This is a genomic window from Nocardia sp. NPDC050435 (assembly GCF_040655395.1).
Taxonomy (GTDB): Bacteria; Actinomycetota; Actinomycetes; order Mycobacteriales; family Mycobacteriaceae; genus Nocardia.
The window spans coordinates 16,911-34,860 of record NZ_JBFAJW010000005.1; the positions used below are offsets into that span (position 1 = coordinate 16,911).

A 17,950-nucleotide genomic window follows, 5' to 3' on the forward strand; every position below is an offset into this window, starting at 1 on the left:
TGCGGATCGCGTGTGCCCGCGTGGGCGGGCGCGCGATGGTCGGAGAGCTAGTGGGGGACAGGGCGTTGCGGAACGTGGGCTGCGCGGATTCCTCGGGCAGGAATGGGTGCGGTGCTGGTTTCGGGTGAGATCTTTGCCGGGTATCGCATTGTGCGCCAACTGGGTTCGGGTGGAATGGGCGCGGTGTATCTGGCCCGGCATCCCGAGTTGAGCCGGCCGGTGGCGCTGAAGGTGCTCACCGATGACGGTGCCGCCGACAGCCGGGCGCGGTTTCTGCGGGAAGCGAAATTGGCGGCGCGGCTGCAGCATCCGAATGTCGTCGCGGTGCTCGACCGGGGGTGCGCCGACGACCGGCTGTGGATCGCGATGCAGTTCGTGGCGGGCAGCGACGCCGCGGAACTGGTGCGGGGCGGGCTGTCCGCGCCGCGGGCGGTGCACATCGTCGCCGAGGCGGCCAAAGGATTGGACGCCGCGCACGACGCCGGGCTGCTGCATCGGGACGTGAAGCCCGCGAACATCCTGGTCGCGCAGGCGGACGGTGTGCCGGACCGGGTGCTGGTCACCGATTTCGGGATCGCGCGGGCGGTCGAGCAGTCGACGGCGCTCACCGCCGAGGGCACCGTGCTGGCCACCCTCGCCTACGCGGCGCCGGAGCAGCTGGAGGGCAGGACGATCGATCGCCGTGCCGATGTGTACGCCCTCGGCGCGACCCTCTATCACCTGCTGACCGGCTCGGTCCCGTTCCCGCGTACCGATCCGCTGACCATCCTGCACGCTCACCTGAGCGAACCGCCGCCGCGGCCGACGACGCTGAATCCGCTGCTGCCCAGCGGCTTCGACGCCGTGATCGCCCGCGCCATGGCGAAGGACCCGCGCGATCGGTATCCGAGCTGTGGCGCGCTGGCCGCCGCCGCGCAGGCCGTCGCGGCCGGAGAAGCCGAACCCGCGCTACCGAATCCGCGCCGGCGCGGGCGAATCCTGCTGGCGGCCGCGGTGATCGGCCTGGTGATCACCTCGGCCACGGTCCTCGGCCTGAGCTTGCGACCCGCGCCCGCACCGGCCGCGGCGGGCATCGCCGGCACTCCGAAACCGGCCCCGCCGACGAGCCCCGACGACGGGCCGTGGGGTGTCTACGGCGGCATCGCCGCGCGGTTCCCGAATCTGCTGCCCTCGTTTCCGCTCGCCCTCGGCTACAAGGGAATGTATTGCCGGGCAGTCGATTCCAAGGACGCGAGCACCAGCGTCCCGCTCACCGCCGCACCGGCAGGTCTGGCCACCCTGCGCTGCGACGGCGACGGCGATCCGCTGGAGATGGTGGCCATCACCTGCACGACGGACCGCTCGGCGCGGCCGAAACCCCACTTCGTCTTCGGTACCCAGCGCGGCGAGCAGCGCTGGACGAAGGGCGCCGAAACCGGCACGGCGGTATGGGGTGACGGCGAGACCGCGCAGGGCTACACCTACGGCCTCATGGTCACCTTCGACAGCGCCGACCGGAACTCCTGCTACCTCTACTCCTTCGGCCGCAACGAGGTGGCCGGGGCGGACCTGTTCGAGAAGTGGTGGGCCGATGCGCCGCTGTGACCGCCTGCCTGTTCTGCTGCTGATCGCCGGTCTGCTCGCCGGCTGCGTCGGCATGGTGCCCGGCACGCCCCGGCCCGCGAGCCCGGATCTGTCCATTCTCGATGTCGGAGAATGGAATACCACTCCGCTGCCGGTCCCGGCCAACGGAAAGCCCGGCTACGGCCGCATCCTGGAGTCCGCGCGCCTGGCCGAGGCGGTGATCAATCCGATCGATGTCGACGACACGCTGGTCTATCCGGTCTCGGCGTTGCTGCCGACGCCGCTGGCCTCGGTCGGCATCCTCGCCGACGTCGCTCGCCCGCCGCTCACCGAACACGGCATGGTGGCGGGCTATTCGATCACCGCGAACGACACCGGCGGCGAACGGTCCACGATGAACGGCAAGTCCAGGCTGATCCGGATCACGGTGCTGAGCCTGCGGGACGACGCGGCCGCGGCCGCGGCCGCCCAGCAGATCGCGGCGGCCGATTTCGCCGCCGGTGTGGGCAACGAGCTCGTCGATATCCCGGGATACGCAGGCGTGCACAGTCATTGGCGTCCCACGGTGCCGACCCTCGGCGTCTACGCCGCGCACGGATCGTTCCTGGTCGCCCTGTATCTGCGCCTGCCCGAACCGGATCGCGCCGCGCTGGCCGGGGTCGCCGCCGCCGTGCTCGACGCGCAACTACCCAGGCTGGACACCTTCACCCCGACCCGGGACGGCCGGCTGGCCGAACTGCCGCTGGACCCGGACGGGATGCTGGCCCGCATGGTGCCGATGCAGCCCGGACAGTGGACCTTCCCGTCGCTGAGCCGCCGCGAGAACTACTTCCGTGAGGTGTCGGTGGCGATCGGGGTGCGGATGAACGGCGGCGTCGTATTCGGACCCGGCGGCGTCGACCACCAGATCCGGGTCGAGCAGACCGATCGCACTCAACCGGGCGAGTTCGGCATCGACCGGATCGCCGGTACCGGACTGGAGAGCCTCTACCGCTTCCAGGACGCCGGCCGCGCCCGCTGGTACTACCGCGCGCTGGTGGACAACATCGCGAAGTCGGTCGCGGAGTCCACCGACGCCGAACGGGCCCTGATCGCCGGACCGGTGGGCGTGCCGGACGTGTTCTGCTATCGCATCGAGTTCAACGGCACCGATCCCTACCACCGCTGTTACCTGCTGGACGGCCGGTACCTGGCGACGGTGATCGGCCCGGACGAGACCTTCGTCCGCCGCCGGGCCGCCGCCCAGTACGCGCTGCTCGCCAACACCCGGTGACCGGCGGCCTGCGGCCCGGAGCCGAGGTGGCCGGGTATGTGATCGAACGCCGGCTCGGTGCGGGCGGCATGGGCGCGGTGCACCTCGCCCGCCACCCGCGCCTGCCCAGGCACGACGCGCTGAAGGTGCTGGCGCCCGGCCGCAGCGCCGATCCCGGGTTCCGGGAACGCTTCCGGCGCGAGGCCGAGCTGGCCTCCCGGCTCGACCATCCGAACCTGGTGTCCGTCTACGGCAGCGGCGCGGATGGCGAACTGCTCTGGATCGCCATGCAATTCGTCGACGGCCAGGACGCCGCCGCGCTCGTGCGGGCCGGCGGACTGCCCGCCGCCCGGGCCGTCGCCATCGTGGCCGAAGCGGCCCGCGGGCTGGACGCCGTCCACGCCGCCGGATTGCTGCACCGTGACGTCAAACCGGCCAACATCCTGGTTTCCCGGGACGGTGACCGCGTCCTGGTGACCGACTTCGGCATCGCGAAAGAGGAAACCGGCGGTACCGCGACCGGAACCATGCCCGCGACGCTTGCCTACGCCGCGCCCGAGCAGATCCGCGGCGGCGAGTTGGATCGCCGCGCCGATGTCTACGGTCTGGGCGCGACGCTGTACCACCTGCTCACCGGTCAGTTGCCGTTCCGGCGTGAGACGGCCGCCGCGATGCTGCACGCGCAGCTGTCCGCGCCGCCGCCGCGCCCCAGCCGGGTCGCGCCCGGCCTGCCGGTCGCCCTGGACGACGTGATCGCGCGCGCCATGGCCAAGGACCCGGCGCAGCGCTACGACGGTTGCGGCGAACTGGCCGAGGCCGCCCGGGCTGCCCTGGGCGGCAAGACCTTCCGGCGTGTTCGCCGGGTCCGTGTCGCGCTCGCGGCAGGCCTCGCGGCGATCACGGTGGCCGCGACCGCCGCGGCCCTCGGCCTCCGAGCCGACCCGCCGGTGGACCCGCCCCCGACCACTGCGGCGTCGGTGGCCGCGCCGTGGGGCAGCGCGGATTTCCTCGTCGCCGCCTTCCCCGATCTCCTGCCCGCCACGCCCGCCGCCCGCGGCCACCTGGATCTCAGCTGCAAAGCCGTCGACGACGCCGCTGTGCCGGGGATCGTGTGCACCGGCGACAACCCGACCGTCTGGTGGCTGATGGTCAAATGCCGCACCGATCGCGCGCCCTATCCGCCGATCACCACGCCGGGCGAAGGCGAGTCCGCCTGGACCCGCCCGTCAGGGTCCGGAACCGCTGTCTGGCGTACCGACCCCGACCAGTACCGCGGTCAGGTCGGAAAGCTCGATGTGCGGTTCGGCGAATCGAACCGCAATTTCTGCGCATTGCAGGCGTTCGGGATGTCGTCCGGGGGCGATCTGTACGACCGATGGTGGAGCGAGGCGCCGATCTGAGGGCTACCAGGCACGCGGGTGAACGTGACGTTCGGCTCATCGGGGGGAGGAGCAGACCGGGGCGTCCGGAGGTCAAGCCGGGGATGACGGGTGGGCGACTTGTGGGCAAACGTGCGTGGCGTTGGATCGGCGGGACCAAACAGTGTTACCGTGAAGACCCGTGGGTCAAACACGGATTCAGGCGCGAACTGCCACGAAACACATCTTCGTCAGCGGTGGTGTCGCCTCCTCATTGGGCAAAGGCCTTACCGCATCCAGCCTCGGTCAGCTGCTGACTGCGCGCGGACTGCGCGTCACCATGCAGAAGCTCGACCCCTACCTGAACGTCGATCCGGGCACCATGAATCCGTTCCAGCACGGAGAGGTGTTCGTGACCGAGGACGGCGCCGAGACCGATCTCGACGTCGGCCACTACGAGCGGTTCCTGGACCGCGACCTGTCCCGCGACGCCAATGTCACCACGGGCCAGATCTATTCGTCGGTCATCGCCAAGGAGCGCCGCGGCGAATACCTCGGTGACACGGTGCAGGTCATCCCGCACATCACCGACGCCATCAAGGCGCGCATCCTGGCGATGCAGGGCCCCGATCTGCAGGGCCACACCCCCGACGTAGTGATCACCGAAATCGGCGGCACCGTCGGCGATATCGAATCCCAGCCGTTCCTCGAGGCGGCCCGCCAGATCCGCCACGACGTGGGCCGCGACAACGTCTTCTTCCTGCACGTCTCGCTGGTGCCCTACCTCGCCCCCTCCGGCGAGCTCAAGACCAAGCCGACCCAGCACTCGGTCGCGATGCTGCGCAGCATCGGCATCCAGCCCGACGCGCTGATCCTGCGCTGCGACCGCGACGTCCCGCAGGCGCTGAAGTCCAAGATCGCGCTGATGTGCGACGTCGACGTCGACGCCTGCATCTCCACCCCGGACGCGCCGTCGATCTACGACATCCCGAAGGTGCTGCACCGCGAGGGCCTGGACGCCTACGTGGTGCGCCGCCTCGGCCTGCCGTTCCGCGACGTGGACTGGACGGTGTGGGGCGATCTGCTGGAGCGGGTGCACCACTCCCGCGAGTCGGTGGAGATCGCGCTGGTCGGCAAGTACGTCGACCTGCCCGACGCCTACCTCTCGGTCACCGAGGCGCTGCGCGCGGGCGGTTTCGCGCACCGCGCCAAGGTCAAGATCCGCTGGGTGCCCTCCGACGAGTGCGAGACCGAGGCCGGTGCGGCCGCCGCGCTGCGCGAGGTGGACGCGGTGCTGATCCCCGGCGGGTTCGGCATTCGCGGCATCGAGGGCAAGGTCGGCGCGATCCGTTACGCCCGCACTCGCGGCATTCCGCTGCTGGGCCTGTGCCTGGGCCTGCAGTGCGTGGTGATCGAGGCGGCGCGCTCGGTCGGCCTGACCGAGGCCAACTCCGCCGAGTTCGAGCCGGACACAAAGCATCCCGTCATCTCCACCATGGCCGACCAGAAGGACGCCGTGGCCGGGGCCGCCGATCTCGGCGGCACCATGCGCCTGGGCGCCTACCCCGCGGCGCTGACCAAGGGTTCGGTGGTGGCGCAGGCCTACGGGGCCGAAGAGGTCTCCGAGCGGCACCGGCACCGGTTCGAGGTGAACAACGCCTACCGCGACAAGATCGCCAAGAGCGGCCTGAAGTTCAGCGGCACCTCGCCCGACGGGCACCTGGTCGAGTTCGTGGAATATCCTGCGGAGGTACATCCGTTCTTCGTCGCCACCCAGGCGCACCCGGAGCTGAAGAGCCGGCCGACCCGCCCGCATCCGCTGTTCGCGGCGCTGATCGCGGCGGCGCTGAAGTACAAGGCGGCCGAACAGCTTCCGGTGGACCTGACCGAGGCCGACGAACTCGCGGGTGCGGAGAAGTAGGCCATGAGCGACAGAGGGGGCGCGGTGCCGGGCAGTCACGATTTCGAGACGGTCTCCAGTGAAACCGTCTACAGCGGGGCCATCCTCGCGCTGCGGTTGGATCAGGTCCGTATGCCCGGCGGCCGGGTCGCCGAACGCGAGGTGATCGAGCATCACGCCGCCGTCGCCGTCGCCGCCCTGGACGACGACGACAACGTGGTGCTGATCAACCAGTACCGGCATCCGATCGGCCGGCGGCTGCTGGAGCTGCCGGCCGGGCTGCTCGACGTGCCCGGTGAGGATCCGCTGGCCGCGGCCAAGCGGGAACTCGCCGAGGAGACGGCGCTGGGCGCACGCGAGTGGTCGGTGCTGGTCGACGTGGCGCTCTCGCCGGGGTTCACCGACGAGGCGCTGCGGGTCTACCTGGCGCGCGGTCTCTACGCGGTCGACCGTCCCGAGCCGGAGAACGAGGAAGCCGATCTCGGCGTCACCGTGCTGAAGGTCGATCAGGCGGTGCGAGCCGCGCTGGCGGGCGAGATCGTCAACGCCACGGCGGTGGCCGGTGTGCTGGCCCTGGCGGCGGCGCGCGCGGGCAATCTCGAACTGCGCCCCGCCGACGCGCCCTGGCCGGGGCAGCCGACCAGGTTCCTGGAGCGCAAGGCACGCTGACGCGCCCGTGCGCGAGTCGGCATCGGCTCGCGCGCGGTCGTAGGATCACCGGGTGCTCGCACGCGAGATCGACGCCTACCTCGACCATCTCGCGGTCGAACGCGGCGCGGCGCGCAACACGCTCGGCGCGTACCGCCGCGATCTGGACCGCTACCGCGACTACCTGAGCGAACGCGGTCGCGCCGGACTCGACGAGGTCGCGGAAGCCGATGTCGCCGAGTTCACCATGGCGCTGCGCGCGGGTGGGCCGGATCATCCGCCGCTGGCGGCGAGTTCGGTGGCCCGGGCGCTGATCGCGGTGCGCGGACTGCACCGATTCGCCGCCGCCGAGGGCCTGACCACCACCGATGTGGCGCACGCGGTGAAGCCGCCCGCGCCCGGACGGCGCCTGCCCAAAGCCCTGCCCTACGACAAAGTCCTGCGCCTGCTCGAGGCGGCGGGCGGTCAGCCCGGCAACGACGGGGGGCCGCGCGGGCTGCGCGACCGGGCGCTGCTGGAACTGCTGTACTCCACGGGCGCACGGATTTCCGAGGTCGTCGGCCTGGACGTGGACGACCTCGATCCGGGCGAGCGCGCGGTCCTGTTGCGCGGCAAGGGTGGTAAACAGCGCATGGTGCCGATCGGCCGGCCCGCGCTCGCGGCGGTCGACGCGTACCTCGTGCGCGGCCGCCCCGGGCTGGCCGCCGCCGGAAAAGCCAACGCGGGCGCGCTGTTCCTCAATGCCCGCGGCGGCCGGCTGTCGCGGCAAAGCGCCTGGCAGGTGCTGCAAACCGCGGCCGAGCGGGCGGGCATCGGGGCGGCGGTGTCGCCGCACACGCTGCGGCACTCCTTCGCCACCCATCTGCTCGACGGCGGCGCGGATGTGCGTGTCGTACAGGAACTTCTGGGTCACGCCTCGGTGACCACCACCCAGATCTACACCTTGGTGACCGTCAGCACATTGCGCGAAGTCTGGGCCACCGCGCACCCGCGTGCGCGCTGATCGCGTTCCGGTACGCGCCCTTCCGCGCAACGATCACGCGGTATCGTCTGGTGCGAGTACGTACGGCAGCTCGCGTGTCCGAACGCAAGTCTCGCGCTGTCAAGCGGTAGCGTCTAAAACAGAGCTGGACCGTACGAAAGCGAGGTCGGGCCTGATCGGTCTCGCTACGCTCGGCGGGCCGACCATTTCGAGCGACCTGCAAGCAGTCGCTACGGCACTGGGCAAACGCATAAGGAGCAGCGGGATCGTGACTACAGCAGGAGCGGCGGGACCGGTTTCCAACGCCGCGGCGGAAACGCTGTGGGCCAATGGGGTCGAACCCGTGCCGGAGAGCGCCGCCGAACTCGGACCGACGGGCAGGCCGTTACGCCTGGTGCCGGATCCGCAGCCGCTCGCCGAGCACGGTGACGCGCTGATCGTCGCCATGTGCAACCAGAAGGGCGGCGTCGGCAAGACCACCTCGACCATCAATCTGGGCGCGTCGCTGGCCGAATACGGTCGCCGCGTCCTGCTGGTCGACCTGGATCCGCAGGGCGCCCTGTCGGCGGGACTCGGTGTCGCCCATCACGATCTGGATCAGACCGTACACAACCTGCTGATCGGCACCAGCACCTCCATCGACGACGTGCTGATGGAGACCCGCATCGAGAACCTGGATCTGTTGCCCAGCAACATCGATCTGTCCGCCGCGGAGATCCAGCTGGTCAACGAGGTCGGCCGCGAGCAGACCCTGGGCCGGGCGCTGGAGCCCGTGCGCGACCGCTACGACTACATCCTCATCGACTGCCAGCCCTCGCTGGGCCTGCTCACCGTCAACGCGCTCGCCTGCTCCGACGGCGTCATCATTCCGATGGAATGCGAGTACTTCTCGCTGAGAGGACTCGCCCTGCTCAACGACACCGTGGAGAAGGTGCGCGATCGCCTGAACCCGAGGTTGAGCCTGTACGGCATCGTGGTGACGATGTTCGACGCGCGACTACTCCATTCCCGGCAGGTCATGGCTCGCGTCGTCGAGGTGTTCGGCGACCTGGTCTACGACACCGCGATCTCGCGCACCGTCCGGTTCCCGGACGCCAGCGTGGCCGGTGAACCGATTACCACGTGGGCGCCGAAATCCGGTGGCGCCGAAGCGTATCGGGCGATGGCGAGGGAAGTCATCCACCGGTCCGGCCGGTGAACGGCACCTTAGAACCCGCTCCAGCTTCGATCTCGGACCAGGACGCCGCGGGTGCCGCCGTCCTGCCCGAAGCGCCCGAGAAGTCCGGATTCCACCTGACGCTCAGCAACTTCGAGGGTCCCTTCGATCTGCTGCTCACGCTGATCAGCTCGCGCAAGCTCGACGTCACCGAGGTGGCGTTGCACAAGGTCACCGACGAGTTCATCGCCTACACCAAGGCATTAAGCGCGGCATCGCGCAGCGATTCGGTGAGGGGTGGCGGTCGGGCGACGGGTGGGCCGGCCGGGATGGCCGAGGAGACGGGGCTGCGCGCGGACAAGATCCTGGATCAGACCACCGAGTTCCTGGTGGTCGCGGCCACCCTGCTCGACCTGAAGGCGGCCCGGCTGCTGCCCTCGGGCGAGATGACCGACGCCGAGGACCTGGAACTGCTGGAGGCGCGCGATCTACTGTTCGCGCGGCTGCTGCAATATCGCGCGTTCAAACAGGTGGCCGAGTTGTTCGGCGAACTGGAGGCGGTGGCGCTGCGGCGTTACCCGCGCTCGGTGAGCCTGGAGGAGCGCTTCGCCGGCCTGCTGCCCGAGGTTACGCTGGGAGTGGACGCGGCCGGGTTCGCCCAGATCGCCGCCGTCGCCTTCCGGCCACGCCCGGCGCCCAGGGTCGGGCTCGACCATCTGCACTCGCACGCCATCTCGGTCGCCGACGAAGCGGCCTGGGTGCTGGAACGCCTGCGGGAACGCGGCGCGGGCGGGTGGACGACCTTCGCCGAACTCGTCGCCGACTGCGAGACGCCGGTGCAGATCGTGGCCCGCTTCCTGGCGCTGCTCGAGCTGTACCGGGGGAAGTCGATCGAGTTCGACCAGCCCGATCCGCTGGGCCCGCTGGCCGTCAGCTGGATCGGCGAGGTGGACCCGGACGCGCCGGAACCGATCGTGACCATCGAGGAGGATTACGGGTGAGTGAGCCCAGCGGTGAGATCGAGCCGGGCGGTGCGGCCGAGACGAATGGTGCGGGCGAGCCTGCCGAGGCCGCCGGTCAGACGGCGGCCGCGCGGATGATGGAGGCCGCGCGGTTGGCGGAGGTGGCCCGGTTGGCGGAGGTGGCCCGGTTGGCGGCGCTCAACGCGCGGGCGACCGAGCCCGCGGTCCCGAGCACCGCCGAGCTGATCCAGCGCGACGCCGAACTGCTGGCCCAGGACGGCGTCGAGATCATCGCGCTCGACACCGAGCCGGCACCGGCCGATTCCTCCCTCGCCTACCAGCCCGAAGACGAGGCGTCCGTCACGCCCGCGACCCTCGACGACGACGAATTCCGCTCCGCCCTCGAGGCCATGCTGCTGGTCGTGGACGCGCCCGCCCCCGCAGAACAGCTGGCCGCGGCCATGGACGCCGACACCGAACGGGTCGAAGACGTCCTGCGTGCGATGTCCGCCGAGCTCACCGCCCGGCGCAGCGGCATCGATCTGCGTTTCGTCGGGGACGGCTGGCGCTTCTATACTCGCAGCGAGTACGCACCCTATGTGGAGCAGGTGCTGCTCGACGGCGCGCGAACAAAATTGACCCGCGCGGCGTTGGAAACATTGGCGGTGGTCGCCTACCGCCAGCCGGTCACCCGGACCAGGGTGAGTGCGGTCCGCGGCGTGAACGTCGACGGAGTGATGCGCACACTGCTGGCTCGCGGCTTGATCGCCGAGGCCGGTGCGGATCCGGAGACGAACGGCACGCAGTACCGCACGACCGAGTTGTTCCTGGAGCGGATCGGGCTCGCGTCACTGTCGGACCTGCCGCCCCTGGCGCCCTTGCTTCCGGGCGTCGACCTGATCGATGAGATCAACGACAGTCTGGATACCGATCCCCGGTACACCAGGCTGAAAAAGAACGCTGAGACCGACTTGGATCTCGGCACCGACGACTAGGAAAAACATTGAATACGCCCGCTCGCCGAGATGGCACACCGGATCGTAGAAACAGAAGTGACCAGCCGCCCGCCCGTGGCGGCTCGCCCCGCAGCACCGGATCGCGCGGGGCCCGCGCGGCCCAGCGTGGCGCCGCCGCCGAGCGCGGCGGCTGGGGTGAAGATCGCGGCGCTCGCCGTGGCGGCTCCGCCGAACGTGGCGGTTGGAGTGAGGACCGTCGCGGCGGCCAGGGTGGCGCCTCCCAGCGTGGCACCGGGTCGCGCGCCTCCTCCCGCGGCGAATACACCACGCCCAGCGGCTCCCCCCAGCGCGGGTCGTCGTGGAGCGGCCAAGGAGAGCGTGGCGCTCGCGGCGCGGCTCCCGCCTCGCGGTCCGGCGGCCCCGGCCGCGGTGGTACCGGGCAGGGCGAGCGCGGCGCACGCGGTGCGGCCCCCGCCGCGCGGTCCGGCGCACCGAGCCGTGGCGCCACCGGCCAGGGTGGCGCTCGCAAGCCCGCGACCGCGCCGAAGAAGACCCCCAAGGTGCAGCGCCCGAGCGCGTCCGCCCCGCTGCTGAGCAACGCCAAACCGGCCCGGCATCAGCACGTCGAATCCGAGACCGAGGTCTACACCGGCGACGCGCACGTCAAGCTGCCCGCCGGCGAGGGTGAGCGCTTGCAGAAGGTGCTCGCCAAGGCGGGTGTGGCCTCGCGCCGCGCCGCCGAGGAGATGATCGAGCAGGGCCGCATCGAGGTCGACGGCGCCATCGTGCAGGAGCAGGGTCTGCGCATCGATCCGCAGAAGGCGGTCATCCGCGTCGACGGCATCCGGGTGATGGTCCGCGAGGAACTGGTGCACATCGCGCTGAACAAGCCCAAGGGCTGGCAGTCGACGATGTCCGACGATCTGGGCCGCCCCTGCGTCGGCGACATCGTCGCCGAGCGCATCGCGGCCGGGCAGCGGCTGTTCCACGTCGGGCGCCTGGACGCCGACACCGAGGGCCTGCTGCTGCTCACCAACGACGGCGATCTCGCGCACCGGCTGATGCACCCGTCCTTCGAGGTCTCCAAGACCTACCTGGCCACCGTCAACGGTGAGGTGCACAAGGGCATCGGCAAGCGGCTGCGCGACGGTCTCGAGCTCGACGACGGCCCGGCCAAGGTGGACAAGTTCCAGGTGCTCGAGCTCGGCGAGGGGCGCTCGCTGGTGAAGCTGGAGCTGCACGAGGGGCGCAAGCACATCGTGCGCCGCCTGCTCGCCGCGGTGGGTCACCCGGTGATCCGCCTGGTGCGCACCAATATCGGACCGGTCGCCCTGGGCGACCAGCGGCCCGGCACCCTGAAGGTGCTCGGGCGTGGCGAAGTCGGCAAATTGTACGAGGCGGTGTCGTTGTGAGCAGTGTGGAGATTTCCGTGGAGATTACGGAGAAGCTGATCGGCAGCGGTCCACTGGTCGTGGCCATGGACGGCCCTTCGGGGACCGGCAAGTCCAGCGTGTCGCGGCTGCTGGCCACCCGGCTGCACGCGCGGTATCTCGACACCGGCGCCATGTACCGGGTCGCGACGCTGCGTGTGCTGCGCGCGGGCGTCGACCTGGAGGACGCCGCGGCGATCGCGATCGCGGTCAAGGAACTGCCGCTGCACATCGGCACCGACCCGAGCCGCGAGGTGATCGAGCTCGACGGTGACGACGTGTCCTCCGAGATCCGCGGTGACGCGGTGACCAAGGCGGTCTCGGCCGTGTCCGCCGTGCCGGAGGTGCGCGAGTTGCTCGTCGCCCTGCAGCGCGAGATCACCGCCGAGGCCGGCCGGATCGTGGTGGAGGGTCGCGACATCGGCACCGTCGTGCTGACCGACGCCGACGCCAAGATCTACCTGACCGCCTCCGCCGAGGCGCGGGCGCAGCGGCGCAACCAGCAGAACATTTCCGAGGGTCGCGGCGACGACTACGCCGCCGTGCTGGCCGACGTGCAGCGCCGCGACAACCTGGATTCGACCCGCAAGATCTCGCCGCTGCGGCCCGCCGCGGACGCGGTGCTGGTCGACACCAGTGAGCTGAGCAAGGACCAGGTCATCGACGAGTTGTATCAGGTTGTCGCCCAGCAGCTTTCGACGACAGGAGAGTCCCGGTGACAGAGGATGTACTGGCCGGTGACGGCGTCTGGAGCGACGAATCCGACTGGGAGCTGCTCGGACTCGACGGCGAGGGGGAGGGCGAAGAGTATGTCGCCATGCCGACCCTGGCCGTGGTCGGCCGGCCGAACGTCGGCAAATCCACACTGGTGAACCGCATCCTGGGCCGACGCGAAGCGGTGGTCGAGGACATTCCCGGCGTCACCCGGGACCGCATCTCCTATGAGGCCAGCTGGTCCGGCCGGCGCTTCTTCGTGCAGGACACCGGCGGCTGGGAGCCCGACGCCAAGGGGCTGCAGCAGTCGGTCGCGCGGCAGGCCGAACTGGCCATGGAGACCGCGGACGCGATCCTGCTCGTCGTCGACGCCACCGTCGGGGCCACCGCCACCGACGAGGCGGCGGTGAAGAAGCTGCGGCGCTCCAAGATTCCGGTGATCCTGGTCGCCAACAAGGTCGACTCGGCGAAGCTCGAGGCCGAGGCCGCGTCGCTGTGGTCACTGGGTCTGGGTGAGCCGCGCATGGTGTCGGCCTCGCACGGCCGCGGCACCGGCGACCTGCTCGACGACGTGCTCGCGGTGCTGCCGGAGACGCCCCGCGAGGGCACCGGCGGCCAGGGCCCGCGTCGTGTCGCGCTGGTCGGCAAGCCGAATGTCGGCAAGTCCAGTCTGCTCAACAAGCTGTCCGGCGCGGAGCGCTCGGTGGTGCACGATGTCGCGGGCACGACGGTCGATCCGGTCGACTCGCTGGTCGAATTGGGCGGCAAGATCTGGAAGTTCGTCGACACCGCCGGTCTGCGCCGCAAGGTGTCGCACGCGAGCGGCATGGAGTTCTATGCCTCGCTGCGCACCAAGTCGGCGCTGGAGGCCTCCGAGGTCGCGATCATGCTGATCGACGCGTCCCAGCCGATGACCGAGCAGGATCTGCGGGTGATCAGCATGGTCGCCGAGTCCGGCCGGGCGCTGGTGCTGGCGTTCAACAAGTGGGATCTGGTCGACGAGGACCGCCGCCTGCAGCTGGAGAAGGAGATCGACCGCGAGCTGGTCCGCGTGCCGTGGGCGCAGCGGGTCAATATCTCCGCGCACACCGGCCGGGCGGTGCAGAAGCTGGTGCCGGCGATGGAGACGGCGCTGGAGTCCTGGGACAAGCGCGTTCCGACGGGCCGGTTGAACAACTGGCTCAAGGAAGTCGTCGCGGCCACGCCGCCGCCGATGCGCGGCGGGCGGCTGCCGCGCGTCATGTTCGCCACCCAGGCGACCACGCGCCCGCCGACCTTCGTGCTCTTCACCACCGGCTTCCTGGAGGCGGGCTACCGCCGCTTCCTGGAGCGCCGGCTGCGCGAGGAGTTCAACTTCGACGGTTCCCCGGTCCGGATCTCGGTCCGCATCCGCGAGAAGCGCGACCGCAAGAAGTAGTTTTCCGCCGAAACCGGGCGGCAGCGATTCACGCTGCCGCCCGGTTTTTTGCGGTGGGAGACACGAGCGGTTACACCTAACTGGCAATCTGGCGGCGGATGCCATCAGAATGGGGGCGGGTGACGCCGGTGTCACCCGAGGAGGTGGACGATGGCGGTCGAGACGGCGCAGGAGCGGCGGGCGCGCCGGGTCGAGCAGGTGTATGCCCAGTTTCCGGAGATCGGGGCGGCCCGGCCGGACAAGGCGACCAGCGCGGCACTGCGGGAGTTGCGGCTGCCGCAGATCATCGAGCGCCTGACCGAGGACTACGCCGAGCGGCCCGCCCTCGGGCAGCGGCGCGCGGAATGGGCCGAGGACGCGACCGGGCAGCGCGTCCGGCGGTGGCTGCCGGAATTCCAGACCATCACCTACGGCGAACTGGGCGCGCGGGTCGACGCGGTGACGGCGGCCTGGTACGAATCCGGTGTTCGGGCTGGGGATTTCGTCGCGATCGTCGGGTTCACCAGCATCGACTATACGATTCTGGACCTGGCGTGCGTGCGGCTCGGCGCGGTCGCGGTGCCGTTGCAGGCGAGCGCGCCGGTCGCGCAATCGGCTGCGATCCTCGCCGAGACCGAGCCGCGGGTGCTGGCCGCGAGCGCGGACCTGGTGGAGTACGCGGCGGAGTGTATGAACGCCGCGGGGTCGCCCGAGCTGTTCCTGCTCTTCGACTTTTCGTCGGAGGACGAGAAGCTGAGCATCAGCCTGGCCGGTCACTCGCGTCTCGACACGCTCGACGCGCTCATCGATCGCGGCCGAGGGCTGCCCGCCGCACCCGTGTGCGCGGCCGACGACGACACCCTCACCCTGCTCATCTATACCTCCGGCAGCACCGGAACGCCCAAGGGCGCCATGTACACCGAGCCTCTGGTGCGCAAGATCTGGCTGGCCCAGCCGCCGGTCGCCGCGATCAACCTCAATTTCATGCCGATGAGTCATGTCGCGGGACGAATGACCCTGCACGGCTTGCTCGCCCGGGGCGGAACCGCCTATTTCGCGGCGCGCAGCGATATGTCGACCCTGTTCGAGGACATCGCCCTGGTGCGCCCGACCGAGATGTTCTTCGTTCCGCGCGTGTGCGACATGGTCTTTCAGCGTTTCCTCAGCGAGGTGGACCGCCGCTGGACGCCGGGCAGCGACCGCGCCGCCATCGAAGCGGCGGTGAAAACCGAACTGCGGGAACAGTTCCTGGGCGGTCGGGTGCTGACCGCGATCTGCGGCAGCGCCCCGCTCGCGGCGGAGATGCGCACCTTCGTCGAGTCGGTGATCGACCTGGAACTGCACGACGGCTACGGCTCCACCGAGGCCGGCGGCGGACTGGTGATCGACAACCGGGTGCGCCGCCCACCGGTGCTGGACTACAAGCTCGTCGACGTGCCCGAACTCGGATACTTCCGCACCGATCGCCCGCACCCGCGCGGTGAGCTGCTGTTGAAGACCACCGCGATGATCCCCGGATATTTCAAGCGCCCCGACATCACCGCCGAGGTCTTCGACCCGGACGGCTTCTACCGGACCGGCGACATCGTCGCCGAACTCGGTCCCGACGAACTGGTGTGCGTGGACCGGCGCAACAACGTCCTGAAGCTGTCCCAGGGCGAATTCGTCACCGTCGCGAAGCTGGAGGCGGTGTTCGCCAGCAGCCCGCTGGTCCGGCAGATCTTCGTCTACGGCAGTAGCGAGCGCGCCTATCTACTGGCCGTCGTCGTGCCGACCGAGGAGGCGCTACAGCAGCCGGATCCGAAAGCGGCGGTGCTGGATTCGCTGCAACGCCTGGCCAGGGACGGCGAGCTGCACTCCTACGAGATCCCGCGCGACCTGCTGCTCGAGACCGAACCCTTCAGCGCCGCCAACGGTTTCCTGTCCGGCATCGGAAAGCTGTTGCGGCCCAGGCTGAAAGAGCACTACGGCCCCCTCCTGGACCAGCTGTACACCGATCTCGCGGCCGCGCAGACCGGCGAGTTGATCGCGCTGCGGCAGTCGAGCGCCGACCGTCCGGTGCTGGAGACCGTGGGGCGCGCCGTGCGGGCGCTGCTCGGCTGCGCCGACACCGATCTGCGGCCGGACGCGCACTTCACCGATCTCGGCGGCGATTCGCTCTCGGCGCTGTCGCTGTCGAATCTGCTGCACGACATCTTCGCGGTCGAGGTGCCCGTCGGGGTGCTCACCGGCCCGGCGGCCGATCTGCGGCAGATCGCCGATTACCTCGTGGCCGAACGTGATTCGGGCCGGCGGCCGACCTTCGAGGCCGTGCACGGCACCGGCACCCAGGTGCGGGCCGCCGACCTGACGCTGGATCGCTTCCTCGACGCGGCCACCCTGGACGGCGCCGCGCGGCTGCCGCGCGTCATCGGAACCCGCACGGTCCTGCTGACCGGCGCCAACGGTTACCTGGGCCGCTTCTTGTGCCTGGAATGGCTGCAACGACTGAAAACCACCGGCGGCACACTGATCTGCCTGGTCCGCGGCGCGGACACGACGGCGGCCCGGCAGCGCCTGGCCGCGGCTTTCGACTCCGGCGACCCCGCCCTGCGCCGCGAATTCGACGACCTCGCCGCCGATCACCTCGAGGTCGTCGCGGGCGATGTCGGCGAGCCGAATTTCGGCCTGGACGAACCGGGTTGGACCCGGCTGGCCGAAACCGTCGACCGCGTCGTGCATTCGGCCGCACTGGTCAATCACGTGCTGCCGTATCGGCAGTTGTTCGGGCCGAATGTCGCCGGGACCGCCGAGGTGATCCGGCTGGCGCTCAGCGCGCGGCTCAAGCCGGTCGATTTCCTGTCCTCGGTCGCGGTGGCCGCGCAGATCGATCCCGCCGTCTTCGACGAGGACGCCGACATCCGCCGGATCAGCCCGCTGCGCCGCCTCGACGACGCCTACGCCGGCGGCTACGGCACCAGCAAGTGGGCCGGCGAGGTGCTGCTGCGCGAAGCGCACGCGCACTGCGGGCTGCCCGTGGCGGTGTTCCGCTCGGACATGATCCTGGCGCACAGCCGCTACGCCGGTCAGCTCAACCTGCCCGACATGTTCACCCGCCTGTTGCTCAGCATCCTGGCCACCGGCATCGCTCCGCGCTCGTTCTACGCGAGCGACCCCGGCGGCGGTCGCCGCCGCGCCCACTACGACGGCTTGCCCGCCGATTTCACCGCCGCCGCGATCACCGCGCTGGGCGGGCGCCGCACCGGCTATCAGACCTACGACGTGCTCAATCCACACGACGACGACATCTCCCTGGACACCTTCGTCGACTGGCTCGTCGAGGCCGGGCACGACATCCAGCGCGTCGACGACTACGCGGATTGGCTGTCCCGTTTCGAGAACGCCCTGCGTGCGCTGCCGGAGGAACAGCGCAGGCAATCGTTGTTGCCGCTGTTGCACGCGTTCGCCCGACCGGCCCGGCCGCTGGCCGGCGCCGCGCTCCCGGCCGAGCGCTTCCACGCGGCCGTGCGGGCCACCGGCTCCGACATTCCGCACCTGGAACCGGCGCTGATCGCCAAATACGCCTCCGATCTGCACCTGCGGGGATTGCTCTAGGACGTTAGCTCCACCGATGCCGGGGTACTCGCCCGGCGT

At 70.3% G+C, this 17,950-nt stretch carries 13 protein-coding genes; all 13 read left to right on the forward strand.

The genetic code is table 11. The features are described 5' to 3' along the window. Nucleotides 1-111 precede the first annotated feature (111 nt). The 13 genes from AB0I43_RS16020 (at nt 112) to car (ending at nt 17,911) form a co-directional block, all read left to right on the forward strand. Nucleotides 112-1,584 (forward strand): serine/threonine-protein kinase, encoded by a 1,473-nt coding sequence (locus AB0I43_RS16020; RefSeq protein ID WP_357432316.1) that lies wholly within the window; start codon nt 112-114, stop codon nt 1,582-1,584. After that, nucleotides 1,571-2,836, forward strand: coding sequence for a hypothetical protein (locus tag AB0I43_RS16025; protein ID WP_357432318.1), 1,266 nt, complete (start codon nt 1,571-1,573; stop codon nt 2,834-2,836). Before AB0I43_RS16020 ends, AB0I43_RS16025 begins: the two co-directional genes overlap by 14 nt. Further along, nucleotides 2,833-4,215: a serine/threonine-protein kinase gene (locus tag AB0I43_RS16030; RefSeq protein WP_357432320.1), complete on the forward strand. Its 1,383-nt coding sequence runs from the start codon at nt 2,833-2,835 to the stop codon at nt 4,213-4,215. The genes AB0I43_RS16025 and AB0I43_RS16030 overlap by 4 nt, the downstream gene beginning before the upstream one ends. Before the next feature lie 160 nt (nt 4,216-4,375). Continuing rightward, on the forward strand, nt 4,376-6,094 hold the full coding sequence (locus AB0I43_RS16035) for a CTP synthase (protein ID WP_356979599.1): 1,719 nt from the start codon (nt 4,376-4,378) through the stop codon (nt 6,092-6,094). Between the two features lie 3 nt (nt 6,095-6,097). Next, entirely contained in the window at nt 6,098-6,742 is a 645-nt protein-coding gene (locus tag AB0I43_RS16040; protein WP_356979598.1) for an NUDIX hydrolase, read from the forward strand. A gap of 52 nt (nt 6,743-6,794) precedes the next feature. Further along, nucleotides 6,795-7,724, forward strand: coding sequence for a site-specific tyrosine recombinase XerD (gene xerD, locus AB0I43_RS16045; RefSeq protein WP_356979597.1), 930 nt, complete (start codon nt 6,795-6,797; stop codon nt 7,722-7,724). Nucleotides 7,725-8,022: 298 nt separating this feature from the next. Next, on the forward strand, nt 8,023-8,901 hold the full coding sequence (locus AB0I43_RS16050; protein WP_356979635.1) for a ParA family protein: 879 nt from the start codon (nt 8,023-8,025) through the stop codon (nt 8,899-8,901). Between the two features lie 29 nt (nt 8,902-8,930). Then, nucleotides 8,931-9,860 (forward strand): segregation/condensation protein A, encoded by a 930-nt coding sequence (locus tag AB0I43_RS16055; RefSeq protein WP_356979633.1) that lies wholly within the window; start codon nt 8,931-8,933, stop codon nt 9,858-9,860. Nucleotides 9,861-10,111: 251 nt separating this feature from the next. Further along, nucleotides 10,112-10,816, forward strand: coding sequence for an SMC-Scp complex subunit ScpB (scpB, locus tag AB0I43_RS16060; RefSeq protein WP_357432470.1), 705 nt, complete (start codon nt 10,112-10,114; stop codon nt 10,814-10,816). Between the two features lie 8 nt (nt 10,817-10,824). Beyond that, nucleotides 10,825-12,189 carry a pseudouridine synthase gene (locus AB0I43_RS16065; RefSeq protein WP_357432322.1) on the forward strand — a complete coding sequence of 455 codons (1,365 nt, stop codon included), beginning with the start codon at nt 10,825-10,827 and terminating at the stop codon, nt 12,187-12,189. 38 nt (nt 12,190-12,227) lie between these two features. Further along, nucleotides 12,228-12,926: a (d)CMP kinase gene (gene cmk, locus AB0I43_RS16070; protein ID WP_357432471.1), complete on the forward strand. Its 699-nt coding sequence runs from the start codon at nt 12,228-12,230 to the stop codon at nt 12,924-12,926. After that, nucleotides 12,923-14,338 (forward strand): ribosome biogenesis GTPase Der, encoded by a 1,416-nt coding sequence (der, locus tag AB0I43_RS16075; RefSeq protein ID WP_356979595.1) that lies wholly within the window; start codon nt 12,923-12,925, stop codon nt 14,336-14,338. Before cmk ends, der begins: the two co-directional genes overlap by 4 nt. Nucleotides 14,339-14,488: 150 nt before the next feature. Further along, nucleotides 14,489-17,911, forward strand: a complete 3,423-nt coding sequence (gene car, locus AB0I43_RS16080) for a carboxylic acid reductase (protein WP_357432324.1) — start codon at nt 14,489-14,491, stop codon at nt 17,909-17,911. The last annotated feature ends 39 nt before the right edge of the window (nt 17,912-17,950 follow it).